At 64.9% G+C, this 18,541-nt stretch carries 15 protein-coding genes; 10 read left to right on the forward strand and 5 right to left on the reverse strand.

Annotated features, from left to right (window positions below):
- Positions 1-104 precede the first annotated feature (104 nt).
- The 3 genes from zipA to LU493_RS02890 all read left to right on the forward strand — a co-directional run bounded on the left by zipA (position 105) and on the right by LU493_RS02890 (position 4,196).
- On the forward strand, positions 105-1,664 hold the full coding sequence (gene zipA, locus LU493_RS02880) for a cell division protein ZipA (protein ID WP_275286283.1): 1,560 nt from the start codon (positions 105-107) through the stop codon (positions 1,662-1,664).
- Between the two features lie 184 nt (positions 1,665-1,848).
- The gene (gene ligA, locus LU493_RS02885; RefSeq protein WP_275286284.1) at positions 1,849-3,927 is read left to right on the forward strand and encodes an NAD-dependent DNA ligase LigA; all 2,079 of its coding nucleotides are present in this window, start codon (positions 1,849-1,851) and stop codon (positions 3,925-3,927) included.
- The gene (locus LU493_RS02890) at positions 3,924-4,196 is read left to right on the forward strand and encodes a YheU family protein (protein ID WP_275286285.1); all 273 of its coding nucleotides are present in this window, start codon (positions 3,924-3,926) and stop codon (positions 4,194-4,196) included. The genes ligA and LU493_RS02890 overlap by 4 nt, the downstream gene beginning before the upstream one ends.
- A gap of 85 nt (positions 4,197-4,281) precedes the next feature.
- On the opposite strand, the gene mnmC is transcribed toward LU493_RS02890, so the two are convergent.
- Positions 4,282-6,306, reverse strand: a complete 2,025-nt coding sequence (mnmC, locus tag LU493_RS02895) for a bifunctional tRNA (5-methylaminomethyl-2-thiouridine)(34)-methyltransferase MnmD/FAD-dependent 5-carboxymethylaminomethyl-2-thiouridine(34) oxidoreductase MnmC (protein WP_275286286.1) — start codon at positions 6,304-6,306, stop codon at positions 4,282-4,284.
- A 154-nt stretch (positions 6,307-6,460) separates the two neighbouring features.
- Positions 6,461-6,760: a YciI family protein gene (locus LU493_RS02900; protein ID WP_275286472.1), complete on the reverse strand. Its 300-nt coding sequence runs from the start codon at positions 6,758-6,760 to the stop codon at positions 6,461-6,463.
- Positions 6,761-6,878: 118 nt separating this feature from the next.
- Here LU493_RS02900 and LU493_RS02905 point away from each other — a divergent pair, with 118 nt between their 5' ends.
- Positions 6,879-7,787, forward strand: a complete 909-nt coding sequence (locus LU493_RS02905) for a PHP domain-containing protein (protein WP_275286287.1) — start codon at positions 6,879-6,881, stop codon at positions 7,785-7,787.
- Positions 7,788-7,831: 44 nt separating this feature from the next.
- Positions 7,832-8,455 (forward strand): L-threonylcarbamoyladenylate synthase, encoded by a 624-nt coding sequence (locus LU493_RS02910; protein ID WP_275286288.1) that lies wholly within the window; start codon positions 7,832-7,834, stop codon positions 8,453-8,455.
- 34 nt (positions 8,456-8,489) lie between these two features.
- On the opposite strand, the gene LU493_RS02915 is transcribed toward LU493_RS02910, so the two are convergent.
- A complete protein-coding gene (locus tag LU493_RS02915; RefSeq protein ID WP_275286289.1) occupies positions 8,490-9,371 on the reverse strand; it encodes a DMT family transporter in 882 nt (293 codons plus the stop codon).
- Positions 9,372-9,736: 365 nt separating this feature from the next.
- Positions 9,737-10,504: an outer membrane protein OmpK gene (locus LU493_RS02920; protein ID WP_275286290.1), complete on the reverse strand. Its 768-nt coding sequence runs from the start codon at positions 10,502-10,504 to the stop codon at positions 9,737-9,739.
- Between the two features lie 515 nt (positions 10,505-11,019).
- Between LU493_RS02920 and LU493_RS02925 the strand changes: the two genes are divergently transcribed.
- The 3 genes from LU493_RS02925 to LU493_RS02935 all read left to right on the forward strand — a co-directional run bounded on the left by LU493_RS02925 (position 11,020) and on the right by LU493_RS02935 (position 13,859).
- Complete coding sequence (locus LU493_RS02925; RefSeq protein ID WP_275286291.1) at positions 11,020-12,030, forward strand: DctP family TRAP transporter solute-binding subunit; 1,011 nt, start codon at positions 11,020-11,022, stop codon at positions 12,028-12,030.
- A 67-nt stretch (positions 12,031-12,097) separates the two neighbouring features.
- Positions 12,098-12,574, forward strand: coding sequence for a TRAP transporter small permease (locus LU493_RS02930; RefSeq protein ID WP_275286292.1), 477 nt, complete (start codon positions 12,098-12,100; stop codon positions 12,572-12,574).
- The gene (locus tag LU493_RS02935; RefSeq protein ID WP_275286293.1) at positions 12,564-13,859 is read left to right on the forward strand and encodes a TRAP transporter large permease; all 1,296 of its coding nucleotides are present in this window, start codon (positions 12,564-12,566) and stop codon (positions 13,857-13,859) included. The genes LU493_RS02930 and LU493_RS02935 overlap by 11 nt, the downstream gene beginning before the upstream one ends.
- A 149-nt stretch (positions 13,860-14,008) precedes the next feature.
- On the opposite strand, the gene LU493_RS02940 is transcribed toward LU493_RS02935, so the two are convergent.
- Entirely contained in the window at positions 14,009-14,533 is a 525-nt protein-coding gene (locus LU493_RS02940; RefSeq protein WP_275286294.1) for a macro domain-containing protein, read from the reverse strand.
- Between the two features lie 282 nt (positions 14,534-14,815).
- Here LU493_RS02940 and LU493_RS02945 point away from each other — a divergent pair, with 282 nt between their 5' ends.
- Positions 14,816-15,796 (forward strand): TAXI family TRAP transporter solute-binding subunit, encoded by a 981-nt coding sequence (locus LU493_RS02945; RefSeq protein ID WP_275286295.1) that lies wholly within the window; start codon positions 14,816-14,818, stop codon positions 15,794-15,796.
- A gap of 139 nt (positions 15,797-15,935) precedes the next feature.
- A complete protein-coding gene (locus tag LU493_RS02950) occupies positions 15,936-18,530 on the forward strand; it encodes a TRAP transporter permease (RefSeq protein ID WP_275286296.1) in 2,595 nt (864 codons plus the stop codon).
- Positions 18,531-18,541: the final 11 nt, after the last annotated feature.

The raw sequence follows: 18,541 nt of genomic DNA on the forward strand, positions 1-18,541 counted from the left end.
TCCGAGCTTGACAAACAAAAAAGTGGTCCTTTTTCGGGCAATCGCGCTATGCTGTTGTCGAACAACCTTCAGGCATGGCGCCTTAGCAAAAGGCATGACGACCCATGGAACTTAGAGAGTGGCTGATCATTCTTGGGCTGGCATTGGTGACCCTCATCGTGATCGATGGGGTGCGTCGCCTCCAGCGCCAACGTCAGGTGCCGCGTCTCGACCGGGCCGGTTACGAGCCGGCGGACGGAGTGACGGCGGATTCCGATGAAGACCCCGAAGTGGCGGCGCGCGAGGCCGAGCTCAGATGGGAACTGCCCAACGGAGGGGCACGTGTCGTCAGGCCGGCGGAGCAGGCGGACGTGCAGCCCAAGCCAAAATTGCAACGACAGGACCACCCCGGTCCCTCCAGGGTGCTGTCCGAATTTCGCCGTCAGCGTCGGGATGACGATGTGGATCCTGAAGTCGGAGACGTGTCGGCGTCTTCGGCTGCCAGGCGTGCCGAGCCTGGTCATCAAGCCCCCGGGGCGCGGACGAATATCGACCCCGGCGACGATGACGTCGCGACATCTCCTTCCGAGGTGGCGGCGATGCGCGAGTCGCGCCACGAAGAAGACGGAGAGCGACGTGAGCCCGGGCTGGCAATCGATGACGGCCCGCTGGCCGATCAGTCGCCGGAGCGCGAGCGTCGTCCTGCCGAACCCGCGTCCGAGCCTCTGGCGGCTGATCCCGATGATCACGAGGCGTATCATGATGACGATGAGCGGTATCGCCTGGTCGATCTCGAAGGCATGGGAGATTCGTTGAAGAGTGGCTCCAGACGCATGGGGTCGTCCATGCAGCGTTTCGGTTCCTCTCTGCAGAAGACCCTCGCCGAGCGTCGCGATCACAAACGCCAGGAGCGGGCGCGCAAGGAACAGGAGCGAGCAGAACGCAGGCAGCGCGAGCAGGCCGAGCGTGAGGAGAAGGCTCGCCACGAGCGCGAGGAAGCCGAGGTCAGGGCCGCTCGCGAGGCGGAACGCCATCGTTTCGAGGCCGAGGTCGCCGAGCGCGATGAGGATCCCTTGTTCGATGATGCCGCCGCTTCTCGCCAGCGCGACGAGGACACCCACGCCGCGGCCGGGGTGACGGAAATGCCGCTCGAGGATGATGTGGTCAAGGCGCATCCGGTACTGGAAAAGGCCATGCGCCACGATGTGAGCGCCGGCCATGCCCGCCAGGCCTTGAGCCATGCCGAGGAAGTCATTGTGATCAGCGTGATGTCACGCGAGGAACAGGGCTTCTCGGGGACGGCACTGCTGGATCTGATGCTGGCCTGTGGATTGCGTTACGGTCGCGACATGGGGATCTTCCATCGCTTCGAGACCGAAGACGCCGAAAGCCCGCTGCAGTTCTCCATGGTCAACGTGGTCAAGCCCGGGACCTTCCCCATCCACTCCATGGATGATTTCCAGACGCCGGGTGTCACCCTGTTGATGCCCCTGCCGAGCGCCAGCGATACGTCCGCGGCCTTCGAGGCGATGGTCGAGACGGCCATGGTCATCGTCCGCCACCTGGGGGGCGAGCTGAAGGACGAGCACATGAGCGTGATGACCGCGCAGACTGTGGAGTTTGCCCGCCAGCGCGTGCAGGAGTTCGAGCGCCGCAACCGACTGCATCGTTATCAGGTGAACTGAAGCCGGAAGCGATAAGCCGTAAGCTGGAAGAGAAGAGCAACCCCCGTGAGGCCACCCCACGGGGGTTGCTGCTTTGGTAAACTAGGCGACCATGCTGGCTTCGAGCTTCGAGCTTCGAGCTTCGAGCTTCGAGCTTCGAGCTTCGAGCTTCGAGGCCTTCTCAATAGATCGAGACACGGATGACATGACCCAGCCCGATCAGGAAACCCGTGATGAGGCGTCGCGCCTGCGCGCCGAACTCGAGGACGCCAACTACCGCTACTACGTGCTCGACGAGCCGCGCATGACCGACGCCGACTATGACCGTCGGCTGCGGCGTCTGCAGGAGATCGAGGCCGAGCATCCCGAGCTGGAGACGCCCGACTCGCCCACTCAGCGGGTGGGGGCCGCCCCCGCCGATGGGTTTCCCGAGATCCAGCACGCAGAGCCCATGCTGTCGTTGAACAACGCCTTCGACGAGGAGGAACTGGCCGCCTTCGTCAAGCGTGTGGCCGACCGCCTCGAGGTCGCCCCCGAGAGTCTGGCCTTCTGTTGCGAACCCAAGCTTGATGGTGCGGCGGTGTCGCTGGTCTATGAGCATGGCGAGCTGACCACCGGCGTGACTCGGGGCGACGGGCGCACTGGCGAGGGCATTACCTCCAACCTCAGGACCCTGAAGTCCATTCCCCTCAAGTTGCGCGGCCGTGAATGGCCCGATCGGCTGGAGGTGCGCGGCGAGGTGACCATGCGCCACGCCGACTTCGAGGCGATGAACGACAGGGCGCGCGCCGAGGACACCAAGGTCTTCGCCAATCCTCGCAATGCCGCCGCCGGCAGCCTGCGCCAGCTCGATCCACGCATCACCGCCACCCGACCGCTGGAATTCACCGCCTACCAACTGGTTCGCCAAGACATGGCGAGTCTCGCCAATATCGATACCCCGACGCATAGCGAACAAATGGCGTTGCTCCGCGAGTGGGGGTTCCGGGTTAATGCCGAGCTCGAGGTGGTGACCGGCGCCGCGGGCATCATCGACTACTGCCGGCGGCTCGGCGAGAAGCGCGACGGGCTTGGCTACGACATCGACGGCGCGGTGATCAAGGTCGACGACCTGCGCCTGCAGCGCGAGCTGGGTTTCGTGGCGCGGGCGCCGCGCTGGGCCATCGCCTTCAAGTTTCCCGCCCAGGAGCAGGTGACGCGCCTCAACGACGTGGAGTTCCAGGTCGGCCGCACCGGGGCCATCACGCCTGTGGCGAGACTCGAGCCGGTTTCGGTGGCCGGCGTCACGGTCTCCAACGCCACCCTGCACAATGCCGACGAGATCGCCCGACTCGGGGTCATTATCGGCGATACCGTGGCCATCCGCCGGGCCGGCGATGTCATTCCCCAGGTGGTGCGGGTCCAGGAGGAGGAGCGGCCCGCCGACGCCCGGGAGATCGTCTTCCCCGAGCGCTGCCCGGTCTGCGACTCCCAGATCGAGCGTCTCGAGGACGAGGCCGTGGCGCGCTGTTCCGGCGGGCTCTACTGTGCCGCCCAGCGCAAGGAGGCGCTCAAGCACTTTGCCTCGCGCCGGGCGCTGGACATCGAGGGGCTGGGCGAGAAGCTGATCGACGGCCTCGTCGAGCGCGACTGGGTGAAGACCCCGGCGGACCTCTTCGCCCTGGAGGCCGAGCGTCTCGCCGAACTGCCGCGCATGGGGCAGAAATCCTCGGAGAACCTGGTCGCGGCCCTGGAGAAGGCCAAGGCGACGACGCTGCCGCGTTTCATCTTCGCTCTGGGGATCCGGGAAGTGGGCGAGGCCACCGCCGCCAACCTGGCGCGTCATTTCGGCACCCTGGAGGTGCTGATGGCGGCCGAGCGGGAGGCCCTGGAGCAGGTGGACGACGTCGGCCCCATTGTCGCCGCCCATGTGCATACCTTCTTCCAGCAGCCCCATAACCGCGAGACGATCCAGGCACTGATCGACGCCGGACTGCACTGGGAGGAAACCGAGGTCGAGGCCGGCCCGACGCCGCTGGAAGGCCAGACCTGGGTGCTCACCGGCACCATGGAGGCCATGACCCGTGATCAGGGCAAGGCGCGGCTCCAGGCGCTGGGCGCCAAGGTCTCCGGCAGCGTATCGAAGAAGACCGCCTGCCTGGTGGCCGGCGAAGCTGCCGGCAGCAAGCTGACCAGGGCCGAGCAGCTCGGCGTCGAGGTGATCGACGAGGCAACCTTTGTCGAGCGCCTGGCGAACTGGGAAAACGGCCAATCGGAGCAAGATACGCAGGAGGACGAAGCATGAGCGGCGATCGCTTTATCGAGGTGCCGTACCGAATGCTGCCCGGGGAAACCCTGGACGGCCTGCTGGAGGCCTTCGTGACCCGCCAGGGGTATGACACCAGTGATACCGAGCAGGGCATGACCGGCTGGACGGCTCAGCTCAAGCGCCAACTGGAAAATAGCGAGCTGCTGATTGCCCATGATCTCGAGACCGAGACCACCGAGGTCATGACGCTGGCGCAGTGGCGTGCCTTCGGTCGCGACCTGGCCGATGACGAGGAAGAGGGATAGGCTGAGCCACGAGCCACGAGCCACGAGCCACGAGCCACGAGCCACGAGCCACGAGCCACGCGTGCTCGTCGGGACCGAAAACGCTTCAGACACCGCGTATCAAGTCGCGGATCAGCCGCCGACCCGGGTGCAGGTGATCGACCAGGGGAGCTTCCAGGGGCATCGGCTCGTCGCAGATCCGCGAGGCGATGACCTCCGCGCACAAGGGGGCGCTGGCGAGCCCCCGTGAGCCGTGGGCGGCGCTGATCCACAGCCCCGCATGATGACGGCCCACGGTGTCGGGAACCCGGGTGGCGTCCTTGGCCAATACCGCGTAGGCGTCGCGCCAGGCGTCGGCGTCGGGGACGGGGCCGGTGTAGGGGGTCTTGTCCGGGCTTGCCGCGCGCACCGAGGCGCGTCCGTCGAATGCCGTGACGTCGAGCGATGCCCCCGATGCTTCCAGGCTCGCAGCATAGTCGGGCAGGGTGCGGGTCAGCTCGTCGAGGTTGGCCCGGTGGTCGGCGTCGCTGACCCGGTCATCCGTCTCGTTGGGCCGGAAGGTGGCGCCGAAGGTCAGTCGATCACTCTGAGGCGGTGCCACATAGCCGCCCGCGCAGATCACCCGCGTCGGTGCGGGGGCGCCCTCGGGCAGCGTGAGGCTGGAGACCTGTCCGCGCACCGGTTGGAGCGGCAAGTCGGCGGTCTGGGCGAAGCGGTTGGCCAGGCTTGCCGTGGCGATCACCACCTGGTCCGCATCGAGCTCGTTTTCCCCTTCGGCGCCGGTCATCGACAGTCGCCATCCCTCGGACGTGGCGATGATGTCGTGGACTTCTCCGCATCGGAGCGTCACACCGGGCGTGGCGGCGAGACGGCGGCACAGGGCATCCGGCCTGACCCAGCCGGCGAGCGGGTATTCGAGCCCGTCGCTTTCGATCGGAATGCCGGCGAGTCGACTGGCCTGTGCCGACGAGATGCCGCGAACCACGCTCTCGGGCAATGGATGGTTGTCGAGGAAGCGTTCCTGGCGTCGCGCCTCGCGCGGACCGGTGGCAAGCTGCAATACGCCGCCGGGGTGCCACAGGGTGCCATCGGGATCCAGTGCGTCGAGCCAGCGTCGGCTGTGCAGCAGGCCGGCCAGATAGCAGCGGCTCTGGTCGTTGGTCTCGGCGGCGAGCTTGACGTAGAGCACGCCCTGTCGATTGCCGGAGGCGCCGGCACAGGGCCCTTCGCGGTCGATCAGGGTCACCGCGACACCGCGTCGCGCCAGGGCGGCGGCCACGCTGGCGCCGGCGATACCACCGCCGATGACCGCTATCCGTCGTCTCGGGCGCGGGGCGGGAGGCGTGAACCAGGGCGTGGCGCGGCGGCGTTCGTCCTCGGGAGGTGCGGTGATCTCGCCGGCGAGCATCTCGCGCTTGCGCCCGAAGCCGGGCACCTTGCGCCAGGAGAAGCCGGCGGCCGCGAGGCCGCGCTTGACCACGCCGGCGCAGGTGAAGGTGGCGAAGGTGGCGCCGGGGCGCGAACGCGCGGCCATGGCGGCGAACAGCGTCGGCTGCCACATGTCGGGATTGCGGGCCGGCGCAAAGCCATCCAGGAACCAGGCATCGACACGGCCGTCGAGCCATCGCAGGCGCTCGGTCGTATCGCCGAAGTGCAGATCCAGGGTCACGCGCGCATCGAGCCACAGTCGATGCACGCCGCTCACCGGCTCGGGCCACTGTGCCAGCAGCATCGCCGCTCGGTCGGCGAGGTCCGGCCAGGCGTCGAGGGCACGGGCCAGGTCCCGGCGGTCCAGCGGGTAAAGTTCGGTGGAGATCAGGTGCAGCCTGGCGGAAGCGGGCGCGTGGGCATCGAAGCAGGCCCAGGCGCAGAGCATGTTCAGGCCGGTGCCGAAACCGGTCTCGCCGATGACGAAGGGGCGATCCTCCGACCAGGCCCGGAAGCGTTCGGGCAGGCGGTTGGCCTCGAGGAAGACATGCTCGGTCTCGGCGCGTCCGTCATGGCGCGAGAAATAGACATCGTCGAAGTCGCTTGAATGCGGTGCATCTTCCCCGCCGTCGTCGGACCGCCAGTCGAGGTGGGCCCGGGTCAGGCCGGCGAGTGGCGGCAGTGGATCGTTGGCGGGTGGCAAGACGTGACTCCGCGTCTGTTGGTTAACGTTTGATCGATGTCAGCATGACGGCATGGCGACCGGGCCCTGGAGATGCGTCCGCGGCGTTTCAACAATGTTATCCACAGAAGTTGTGGGGAAAGTTGTGGGGAAACCGCTGTGGATACCTTGTCCCCTATGGCAGGACCCGCTTGAAGGGCTTCACGGTCACCCTGGCGTAGACGCCGGCAATGACGAAGGGATCGGCGTCGGCCCAGGCCTGGGCGCTTTCCAGGTCATCGAACTCGGCGACCACCAGGCTGCCGCTGAAGCCCGCGTCGCCCGGCGATTCACTGTCGATGGCGGGATGCGGGCCGGCCAGTACCAGGCGCCCCTCGTCGCGCAGCGCCTCGAGGCGGGCCAGGTGGTCGGGACGCGCGGCCAGGCGCCGCTCCAGGCTGTTGTTCACATCTTCACTGATGATGGCGTAGAGCATCACGGATAGTCCTCGGTAAAGCGGCTTGCACCGCGTGAACGAGAGGGCTCGGCATTTGACCCCCATGGGCCGTGCGAGCACCATAGACGTTATTCTGACAAAGACACCTGCCGGCGTCATGCCAATGAATGCACTTCCCGAGCGTTTCGAGGGCGAGGCGCTCTCCATCGACCTTCACATGCACTCCACCGCGTCCGACGGCGCCTTGTCCCCCGAGGCGCTTGTCGACGCCTGTGCGGCGCGTGGTCTGACGCATATGGCATTGACCGACCACGACACCATCGCCGGCGTCGAGCGGGCGAGTGCCGCCGGCAGACATCACGGGGTGATGGTGTTGCCCGGTACCGAGTTGTCCTGCCAATGGCGTGGTCTCAACATCCATGTGGTGGGGTTGCTGCCGTCGGGCGTCGGGGGCGAGTTGGCGTCGGGGCTTGAACACCAGGCCGAGGCGCGCGAGCGCCGCGCGTTGCAGATTGCTGCCCGCATGGAGCGGATTGGCCTCGATAACGCTCTCGACCGGGCCCGGGACCAGGCCGGTTCTGATCGTCCCCTGGGACGTCCGGACTTCGCGAAGGCCCTGGTGGCGGCGGAACTGGTCCCCGACATGGCCACGGCCTTTCGACGCCATCTGGGTAACGGCAAGGCGGGCGATATCAAGGCCCATTGGCCTGTGCTTTCCACGGTGGTGGGCTGGGTGCTCGACGCCGGTGGCGTGGCGGCGCTGGCGCATCCATTGCGCTACGGGCTGACCCGCCGCAAGCGTGGGCAATTGCTCGATGACTTTCACGCCGCCGGGGGGCAGGCCGCTGAACTGGTCAGTGGCTTCCAGAATGCCGATGTCACGCGCGACCTGGCGCGCCAACTGGACGAGCGGGGCCTGCTGGCCTCGCTCGGCAGCGACTTCCATTTCCCCGGCGGTCATCTGGCGCCGGGCAGCATGACGCCGGTACCGCGTACCTCCGTGGCGCCGGTCTGGACCCATCCATGTCTTGCGGCCGCATTCGGTCGCTCCGTGCCGGCAGCCTGAAGCCGGCGAACGTCCTCGACAATATCAATGAACAGGGAGCGCCCATGAGCCAGTTCTTCCAGATTCACCCGGAAAATCCCCAGAAGCGACTCATCGATCAGGCGGTCCGTCTCATCCGCGATGGTGGCGTGGTCGCCTATCCCACCGATTCCGGCTATGCCCTGGGCTGCCATCTCGGCGACAAGAAGGCCATCGAGCGCATCAAGTGGTTGCGGTCCCTCGATGACAAGCACAACTTCACCCTGGTGTGTTCCGACCTGTCCGAGATCGGCACCTATGCCAAGGTGAACAACGCCGTCTTCCGACTGCTCAAGGCACATACACCCGGCGCCTATACCTTCATCCTCCAGGCCACCAGCGAAGTGCCCCGGCTATTGCTGCATCCCAAGCGACGTTCCATCGGCGTGCGGGTACCGGATCACCCGATTCCCCGGGCGCTGCTTGCCGAACTGGGCGAGCCCTTGATGAGCGTGACGCTGATCCCGGTGGACGAGGAATTGCCGATGACCGATGCCGAGGAAATCCGTGATCGCTTCGGTGCGCATCTGGATCTGGTCATCGATGGCGGTGCCTGCCACCTGGAACCGACCAGCGTCATCGATCTGCGCGAGCTTCCCCCCCGGGTGGTACGCGAAGGACGCGGGGTTACCGCGCCCTTCGAAGCGTGATCGTCGCCTCTGGTCCGGCCTTGTGCCGGGCCAGTCACGAGGCCGGACGGTCGGCGCCGTCTTGTCTGTTCTTGCCCTTGAAACGCAGCACGATCAAACCGATTCCGGCGACCACCAGGCCACCACCGATCAACTTGTGGGGGCCCAGCGAGTCGCCGAGCATCAGCACGCCAAGCCCCACTGCCAGTACCGGGACCAACAGGGTCAAGGGCACCACGCGATTGACCGGATGGCGTCGCAGCAGGCCATACCAGGCGCCATAGGCGATGATTGAGGACATGACCGCCGTATAGAAGACGGCGCCCCAGCCGGTCCAGCCGGCCGCGCCGAGTGCCGCCAGTTGATCCCGCTCGAACCACCAGGAACCCAGCGCGACCTGGGGAATGGCGAACAGTGCCACCCAACCGGCCAGGGCCAGGGGGGACACATTGGGGCCACGCTTGATCAACAGCTGCGAGACGGCCCAGCCGAGGGCGCTGGCGAGTAGCAGGGCAGTAGGCAGCGGGGCGGGCAATGTCGGGCCACCGGCCAGCACGATCACGCCGGCGAAGGACAGAATCAGGCCGGCCAGGCGTCGCCCTCCCAGGCGTTCCTTGAGCACGATCACCGCCAGCAGGGTGGCGAAGGGCGTTCCCATCTGCACCAGCAGGGCGCCGGTTCCCGCTTCGGCCTGGCCGAGTCCGATGAACAGCAGGGCGAAGTGCAGCGTGCCGAAGGTCAGCGACAGTAGGGCCAGGAAGGGCAACTGGTGACGGGCGACCGGGTGGAAGGGCACGAGCAGCAGGGCCACCAGTGTAAAGCGCAGCGTGGTCAGCATCAGGGGCGGCATGTCGGTCACGCCGACCTTGATGACGATGATGTTCAGCGCCCAGATGACGATGACACCCAGTCCGATGAGCAGGTCGCGTAGTGGCACGAGACTTCCTTGGGGAAACACTGCACAAATGCCTGCGTGGGCAAATCACTTCGCTATAGCCGCCATCCCTGGCGGCTACCCTGCGGGCCCGCCTAAAGGCGGTTCAAATTCGCTCCCGGCGAATTTGTGCGCGGTGCTCGGAATCCTCACCTATACCCCATAGGCTCCGGTTCCTGTGCTCCGTGCGCCTTGTGCTTCGCTCCGTTCGTCGATTTGTTCAGCGCTTCCCTTGGTCGATGGCGAGAAGGAAGCCGTCAGCATATCAGACCCGGTGCCGTGCGTGAGGTAGGGGAACCGCCTCGGCGAGGCCTAATGGCGGCCCAGGGGGCCGCCGGCGTTCTACAGTCAACTTCTGATACAGGACACTAGAAGGTCCAGCGGACCATGACCTGCGGGAATGATTCGTCGGTGTCCTCCAGGCCGAACTTGTTTTCCCAGTGCTGGTATTCCATGCCGATGCCGAAATGCTCGGTGGCATGCCAGACCAGTTGCGGCTGGGTCAACAACTGGGCTTCCAGGTCGCCTTCCTCGGTGATGTAGTCGACGAAGCCTTCGAAGGTGAAGTCCGCATTGCCCAGGGTGAAGGGCAGGTTCCATGCTGCCGTGTATTGCTCCGAACTGCCGCGGGCCCCACTGCTCTCGTCATTGCGATACATCGCATAGAGCTTGAAGAACTGGAAGCCGGGAATCTCCAGGTCGGCGGACAGGCCAGCCATGTGGGTGGTCTTGCGCACCGAAGCGTTGCGGTCGATGTCCAGTTGTCCGGTGACGTAGAGATCACTGATTGGCCCGGCGGACAGGTCGAGACCGCTGAGTTCGCCGATATTGCCGCGCAGGTTCCATTCGGCGTGCACGCTGCCAAAGTCGTTCTCGCCCCCGCTGCCGTGATCCAGGTTGGTGACATCGGCGAAGAAGAAGCTGTCGCCATAGGCCCAGCCCGTGGCGTTGGCCAGGGTCAGGATGGCGTGTTCCTCGTTGTCGATGGGGAAACCGGCCCCGGCCTGGCTCTCGTAATCCCAGCCGTACAGTGCTTCCACCTTGGTGGTGCTGAACAGGGCGGCATGGGCGCTCTGGGCGAGGCACAGTGAGGCGGCGGCGGTGGCCAGGGCGAGTCTGGTCTTGTTGAGCATCATGGTTCTCCATTGTTGGCTGTTGTCGTTGGAGCGGGCCGATGCCTCGAGCGCCCTGCCGTTGGGCGAGTCCCGGCACTGCCGGTGGCGAGATATGCCACGGCGGGAAGCGGAGGGACGCTGGCGAAGCTTGTTATTGTTTTCATCGCTTGTAGACAAGCGAATGATTACTTTGTCTGACAGTGCTTGTATACAGTTATAAATTCTATTGGGTCTCTCATCAATGTTTTTTGTGTACATAAGCGTTCACACAACGCAAGCCCGCTTCGGCGGGTGCCAGCCCTTGTGGAAGACCGTGTCTTGCATGCATATTTAAACGTTGTGAATCACCACCCCCTGGCATCAGGGGAGACGGGGCAGGCCCGGTGCCCTCGCGGCATGGAAACAGAGGCGATAACCGAAAGGTGTTGCAAGTCGCTGATACACCAGGGATAACGGCGATGGCTCAGGGTGTCGTCCGAGGTGCCGGTATGCTTCCCGACAACCAATAACCGCAATGCGGATACCAAGGACACGTCATGCCAACGACCCGCCACCTCGCAAGATTCGCCGCCACCCTGGCCGGCGTCGCCCTCCTGACGTCGGCGTTGACCGCCCAGGCCCGGGAGCTTTCCGTTTCCACCGTGTTGTCCGATGCCTTCCCGTGGGGGCAGGCCGCGCAGAAATGGGCCGACCTGGTGGAAGAGCGCTCTGACGGCGAACTGACGCTGCGCGTCTATCCCAATGCCCAACTGGTCAGCGGTGACCAGACCCAGGAGTTCTCGGCCATGCGCTCCGGGTTGATCGACCTGGCGGTCGGGTCGACCATCAACTGGTCCCCGCAGGTACAGGCGCTCAACCTGTTCTCATTGCCCTTCCTGCTGCCCGATGCAGAAGCCGTCGATGCGGTGACCGGCGGCGAGGCCGGGGAGATGATCTTCTCCGCCATCGAGGACAAGGGGGTGGTGCCGCTGGCCTGGGGCGAGAACGGCTTCCGCCAGCTTTCCAATTCCAGTGGTGCCATCGACGAACCGGCCGACCTCGAGGGGCTCAAGATCCGTGTGGTGGGGTCGCCGCTGTTCCAGGACACCTTCACTGCCCTGGGCGCCAATCCGACCCAGATGAGCTGGGCCGATGCCAAGCCGGCGCTGACCACCGGCGCCGTGGATGGCCAGGAAAATCCCTTGTCGGTGTTCGATGTCGCGCGTATCGACCAGGTAGGTCAGACGCATCTGACCTTGTGGAACTACATGAATGATCCTCTGGTGTTCGCCGCCAATCATCAGGTGTGGGGCTCGCTCTCCGAGTCACAACGGCAGATGCTGCGCGAGACGGCCGTCGAGGCCGGCGCCTGGGAAATCGCCAAGACTCGCGAGGAAGAAGCCGCGCGTCTCGAGGCGATCCGCGAGCGTGGCGTGACCGTCACCGAGCTGGACGATGAACAGCACCAGGCATTTGTCGAGGCCACCGAGAACGTTCATGACAAGTGGGTGCCGCGCATCGGCGAAGATATCGTGGAGGCCGCCCGCCGCGACATCGATGCGCCCTGAATGACGCGCTGAATGCACCCGGTCATCGTGCCGGGCGCCATTGCTCACCCGTCAAGAAATCCCTGTCATGAAACGTCCCGATGCAAGAATCGAGCGCGTGCTCGCAACCCTGGCCATCCTGATCATCGGTCTGATCAGCCTGGCTAACGTGGTGGTGCGGTATGTCACCGATGCCTCCTTCGCCTTTACCGAGGAGTTCTCGGTCTTTCTGCTGGTGTTGCTGACCTTTGCCGGCGCCTCGGTAGCCCTGCGTCGCCATCGCCATATTCGCATCGGTCTGCTGGAGCGCGCCTTGCCGCCAGCAGCACGCCGTATCCTGATCCTCTTTCAGGGACTTTGCGGCCTCGTCGTGCTGGGGCTGATGGCCTGGTACGGCGGCAAACTGGCCTGGCAGGAGTATCAGTGGGAGACGCTCTCGCCGGGTCTCGGGCTGCCCCAGTGGTGGTATCTGGTCTGGTTGCCGTTGCTCGCTGCATTGATGTTCTGGCGCCAGTGTCAGCAGACCCGCGATCGCTTGCGCGGAGGGCTCGACGATGAGCCCTGATCTCTGGATGCTGCTGGCCTTTGCCGGTCTGTTGATCGCTGGTGTGCCGGTGGCCTTCTCGCTGGGCCTGTCCGGTGCGGTCGGCATCGTCGCCGGCTTGTCCCCCGACATGCTGGCGACCCTGGGGACCAATACCTACAACAGTGTCGCCAAGTACCCCTTGATCGCCATCCCCCTGTTCATTCTCACCGGCTTGATCTTCGAGCGCGCCGGGGTGGCAGCGCGTCTGGTGCGCTTCACACAGGCATTGATCGGACCTCGTCACGGCGGGCTGGCACTGGTGGCGGTACTGGTCTGCATGATCATGGGCGGCATGAGCGGCTCCGGCCCCGCCGACGCGGCGGCCGTGGCGATGGTGATGCTGCCCAGCATGACCAGGGCGGGCTATCCGAAGCCCTTCTCGGCGACGCTGATCGCGGCGTCGGCCTCCACGGCGATCCTGATTCCGCCCTCGGTGGCGCTGATCCTGTATTCCATCGTGGTGCCAGGGGTGGACCTGCGGGCGCTGTTCGCCGCCGGGTTGTTCCCGGGTATGCTGGCCGGCGCGGCGCTGCTGGTACCGGCCTGGTGGCTGTCCCGCCGCTTCGGCTGGGAGGCCCCCGGCGAGGTAGAGCGCCCGCCGCTCGGCGAGAGCTTCCGCCAGGCGATCCCGGCGCTGTTCGCCCCAGTACTGATCCTCGGCGGGCTGCGAAGTGGCCTGTTCACGCCCACCGAGGCGGCGGTGGTAGCGGTGGCTTATGGCGTGGTGGTAGGCCTATGGCTGACCCGTGAGCTCGGTTGGCGCGACCTCTGGGAGCTGTTCGGCGAAGCGGCGGTGATCTCCGGGGTGGTGATGCTGATCATCGCGCTGGCCGGCATCTTCGCCTGGGCCGGCACCATGCTGGGGACCTTCCGTCACCTGGCGGAGTGGGTGATCGCCCTGTCCGACAGCGGCACCCTGTTGCTGGTGCTGATCATGCTGGCGGTGCTGGTGGCCGGCATGCTGCTGGATGCCATCTCGATCTACCTGATCCTGATGCCGATCCTGATACCGGTCATGCAGCATTTCGACTGGAATCCGGTGTGGTTCGGCATCCTGCTGGCGATGAATATCGCCATCGGGCAGTTCACGCCGCCCGTGGCGGTCAACCTGATGGTGACCACCGAGGTGGCCCGGGTGCGCCTGGAACAGACCCTTGGCTGGGCGATGGTCTTCGTGGTCGCCATGGCGACCGCTCTGGCGCTGGTGGCGATGTTCCCGGGCATTGCCCTCTGGTTGCCCGGGGTGCTCGGTTATAACGTCTAGGCGACGAGCGACGAGCGACGAGCGACGAGCGACGAGCGACGAGCGACGAGCGATGAGCGATGAGAGGCAAGCCTGGGGCTGCCGTGCTCGGGGTTCGTGACTCGCCGCCCGAGGCTCGTGGCGGCTTTTCGGGGCCTGGCTCGTCGTCGCTAGGTGAGGGCATCGAGCCACTGTTGATGCAGCGAACGGCTGGCGTCATCGAACAGCACGAAGCGAACCCGGTGCACGGCCGGGCAGCCGGGCAGGGTGGCCAATACCGTGGACAGGGCAATGCGCGCCGCCTCGGAGGCAGGATAGCCGAAGGCGCCGGTGGACAGTGCGGGAAAGGCCAGGCGTGCGATGCCGTGCCGCTGGGCCAGGTGCAGGGCGTTGCGGTAGGCGTCGGCCAGCAGGGTGTCGGAGGGCTCGTCGACGCCGTAGACCGGCCCCAGGCAGTGGATGACGTACCGGTTGGGGAGTTCGAAGGCGTCGGTGAGCACTGCCTGGCCGGGCTGGATCGGTGCCAGGGGGCGGCAGGCTTCGGCGAGTGCCGGGCCGGCGGCGCGATGCAGGGCGCCCGCCACGCCACCACCACTGCGCAAGGCGGCATTGGCGGCATTGACCACGGCCTCCATGTCATCCTGACGTGCGATATCGCCCTGACGACACTCGATGATGGATGCGGGAGTCGGCATGTTGTTCTCCTCGCTTGGAACTATCCTTTGACAGTCTGATCTCCCCGGTGGCGTGTCGGCAACCGCGATGAGGGAATGACACGTTGCGTTGACGCCGGTCAGACATGAAAATTAACGAACGCTAAACGTTGTGCCCGACTAGACTGTCACGGCAGGCAAGATGCCGAATCATGTTGCTGCGTTTTTCGCTAAAGTAGGAAGGGGCGGTCAAACCGCCGACGATCGACGACACGGACTCGTCGATCGAACGCTTCGACCATAACGTCACAATGAGGTGTGTCCATGAAACGCCATGTTTTCTCCGCCGCCACTTTCTCCGGCGCTCTGCTCGGGGCCGCGATGTTCGCGTCGCCGGCCATGGCGCAGGAAGAAGAGCAGTTCATCACCATCGGCACCGGTGGTCAGACCGGCGTCTATTATGTGGTCGGTCAGTCGGTGTGTCGTCTGGTCAACCGTCTGGAAGACGTCAACATCAAGTGTAATGCCCCCTCCACGGGCGGCTCGGTGGCCAATATCAACGGCATTCGCAGCGGTGAGCTGAACATGGGGGTCGCCCAGTCCGACGTCCAGTACCAGGCTTACAATGGCACCGGTAACTTCGAGGGCGAAGCCTATGAAGACCTGCGCGCGGTCTTCCGCGTGCATGGCGAGCCACTGACGCTGCTGGCCCGAGCCGACGCCGACGTCGAGACCCTCGACGACCTGGAAGGCAAGCGCGTCAACATCGGCAATCCAGGTTCCGGACAGCGCAACACCATGGAAGTGGTGATGGACGCCAAGGGCTGGACCGAGGATACCTTCTCCCTGGCCTCCGAGCTGGATGCCGCCGAAATGGCCTCCGCGCTCGCCGACAACAACATCGACGTCATGGCCTATGTGGTGGGCCATCCCAATGGGGCCATTCAGGAAGCCACCACCACCGTCGATTCCAAGCTGATTCCGCTCAATGACGAGACCATCCAGGGGCTGGTCGACGAGTATCCCTACTACTCCATGTCGACCATTCCGGGTGGGGTGTACAAGGGCAATCCGGATGATGTCGAGACCTTCGGTGTGGCGGCGACCTTCGTGTCTTCCGCTGAAACCGATCCCGATGTCGTCTACCAGACCGTCAAGGCGGTGTTCGACAACTTCGATCGCTTCAAGCAACTGCATCCGGCCTTCGCCAACCTGCAGCCCGAGAACATGGTCTCCGAAGGCCTGTCGGCGCCGCTGCACGAGGGGGCCGCACGCTATTATCGCGAGCAAGGCTGGATCGAGTGATCGGAATCGAATGAGATCACATGCATCTCATTGAAGGATGCGCGGTCCCTTGCCGAGGGGCCGCGCTTTACGTTTGCGGTGCCGGTCGGTCGCCGGCGGCGCACGGTGAGTGTCAATCGACTCAGAGCAGGGCACGCTTATGACTGAGGATAAAAAGAGGGGGCCGGACGCCGACGTCGATCTCGAGGACATGGTCTCCTCGAGCGATTCGGGCGCCCGCAAGCCGGCGGGAATGCCGGGCAAGCTGCTGGTCAGCATCGCGGCGGCATGGTCGCTCTTTCAATTGTGGATCGCGTCCCCGCTGCCATTTGTGCTGGGATTCGGGGTCTTCAACGCCACCGAGGCGCGTTCCATTCACCTGGCCTTCGCCTTGCTCCTGGCGTACATGGCCTATCCGGCATTGAAGGGCTCACCGCGGGATCGTATCCCGTTGATGGACTGGGTGCTGGCCATCCTGGGGGCCGCTGCTGCTGCCTATACGTTCATTTTCTACGATCAACTGTCCCAACGCCCCGGGGCGCCGATCCTGCAGGATGTGATCATCGGGGTGATGGGGCTGCTGTTGCTGCTCGAGGCCACGCGACGCGCCCTGGGACCGCCACTGACGATCATCGCCAGCATCTTCATCATCTATTCGCTGGCAGGACCGTGGATGCCGGGCATCCTGGCGCACCGCGGCGTGAGCCTCTATGGCCTGATCAACCACCAGTGGTTGACCGGTCAGGGGGTATTCGGTATCGCCCTGGGGGTGTCGACGAGTTTCGTGTTCCTGTTCGTGCTGTTCGGCGCCTTGCTGGACAAGGCGGGGGCCGGCAACTATTTCATCAAGGTCGCCTTTTCGTTGCTGGGCCACTACAAGGGCGGCCCGGCCAAGGCTGCCGTGGTGGCTTCCGGCATGACCGGGTTGATTTCCGGGTCGTCGATCGCCAATACCGTGACGACCGGCACCTTTACCATCCCGATGATGAAGCGGGTCGGCTTTTCCTCGGAGAAGGCCGGCGCCGTCGAGGTGTCTTCGTCGGTCAATGGCCAGATCATGCCCCCGGTGATGGGGGCGGCGGCGTTCCTGATGGTCGAGTACGTGGGCATTTCCTATGTCGAGGTCATCAAGCACGCCTTCCTGCCGGCGCTGATTTCTTATATCGCACTGATCTACATCGTGCATCTCGAGGCCCTCAAGGCGAACATGCAGGGGCTGGAGAGCAGCAATCCGTCCAAGCCGCTGGTGCGCAAGGTGATCGGTTTCCTCGGCGGCCTGTTGCTGATGATGATCACCGCCCTGGCGGTCTATTACGGGCTGGGATGGCTCAAGCCGTTACTCGGTGGTGCCACCCCCTGGGTCGTGGCCCTGGCGCTGACGGGAATCTATGTGGCCTTGCTCAAGCTGGCCTCCGGCTATCCCGAACTCGAGCTCGATGATCCCAATGAGCCGATCTATACGCTGCCGCAGACCCGGCCCACGGTGCTGGTCGGCCTGCAATACATCCTGCCGGTGATCCTGCTGATCTGGTGCCTGATGGTGGAGCGGCTGTCGCCCGGACTGTCGGCCTTCTGGGCGACGGTCTTGATGATCTTCATCATGCTGACCCAGCGCCCCATCACGGCCATGTTCCGGCATCGCAGCAACTTCGGTGCCGATGTTCGCGAAGGCTTTCTTGACCTGTGGGACGGCCTGGTGACCGGTGCCCGCAACATGATCGGTATCGGTATCGCCACGGCGACCGCCGGGATCATCGTCGGGGCCGTCTCCCAGACCGGGGTGGGCCTGGTACTGGCCGATGTGGTCGAAATCCTGTCGATGGGCAACCTGATGCTGATCCTGCTGTTCACTGCGGTGCTCAGCCTGATCCTCGGCATGGGGCTTCCCACCACGGCCAACTACATCGTGGTATCGGCCCTGCTGGCGCCGGTGATCGTGACACTCGGTGAGCAGAATGGCCTGCTGGTGCCGCTGATCGCGGTGCACCTGTTCGTCTTCTACTTCGGCATCATGGCCGACGTTACGCCACCAGTGGGACTGGCGTCGTTCGCCGCAGCGGCGGTCTCGGGGGGCGACCCGATCCGTACCGGCTTCCAGGCCTTCTACTACAGCCTGCGTACCGCGGCACTGCCTTTCCTGTTCATTTTCAACACCGATCTGCTGCTGATCGACGTCTCGCCATTGCAGGGCGTGTTGATCTTCGTGGTGGCGACAGTGGCGATGCTGATCTTCGCGGCGGCGACTCAGGGCTTCATGATTACCCGCAATCGCTGGTATGAGTCGATCCTGCTGCTGCTGGTGGCCTTCACGCTGTTCCGTCCCGGCTTCTGGATGGACATGATCCATGATCCGTATCGCTCGATCCCGCCGACGCAGTTCGTCGAGGCCCTGGGCAATGTCGACGAGGACAGCACCCTGCGCGTGCAGATCGAGGGGCAGGATGCCTACGGCGATCCGATGAGCACCTACATGACCCTGCCGGTGCCGGATGGCGACAATGGCGAGGAACGCATGACCAACCTCGGGCTCGAGCTGCGCATGGAAGACGAGCGGGCCGTGGTCGACATGGTGACCTTCGGTAGTCAGGCCTCGGAGCTCGGTTTCGACTTTGACCAGGAGATCATCGAGGTACAGGCGCCAGTGGAGCGCTGGACGAAGGAGTGGATGTGGATACCGGCCTTCCTGGTGTTCGCCCTGGTGGTATTGCTGCAGCGTCGGCGTCGGGAGCGTGATGGCGACCCGGTGTCGGCCTGAGGAGGTAAGCC

The organism is Halomonas elongata (assembly GCF_029081005.1).
Taxonomy (GTDB): domain Bacteria; phylum Pseudomonadota; class Gammaproteobacteria; order Pseudomonadales; family Halomonadaceae; genus Halomonas; species Halomonas elongata_B.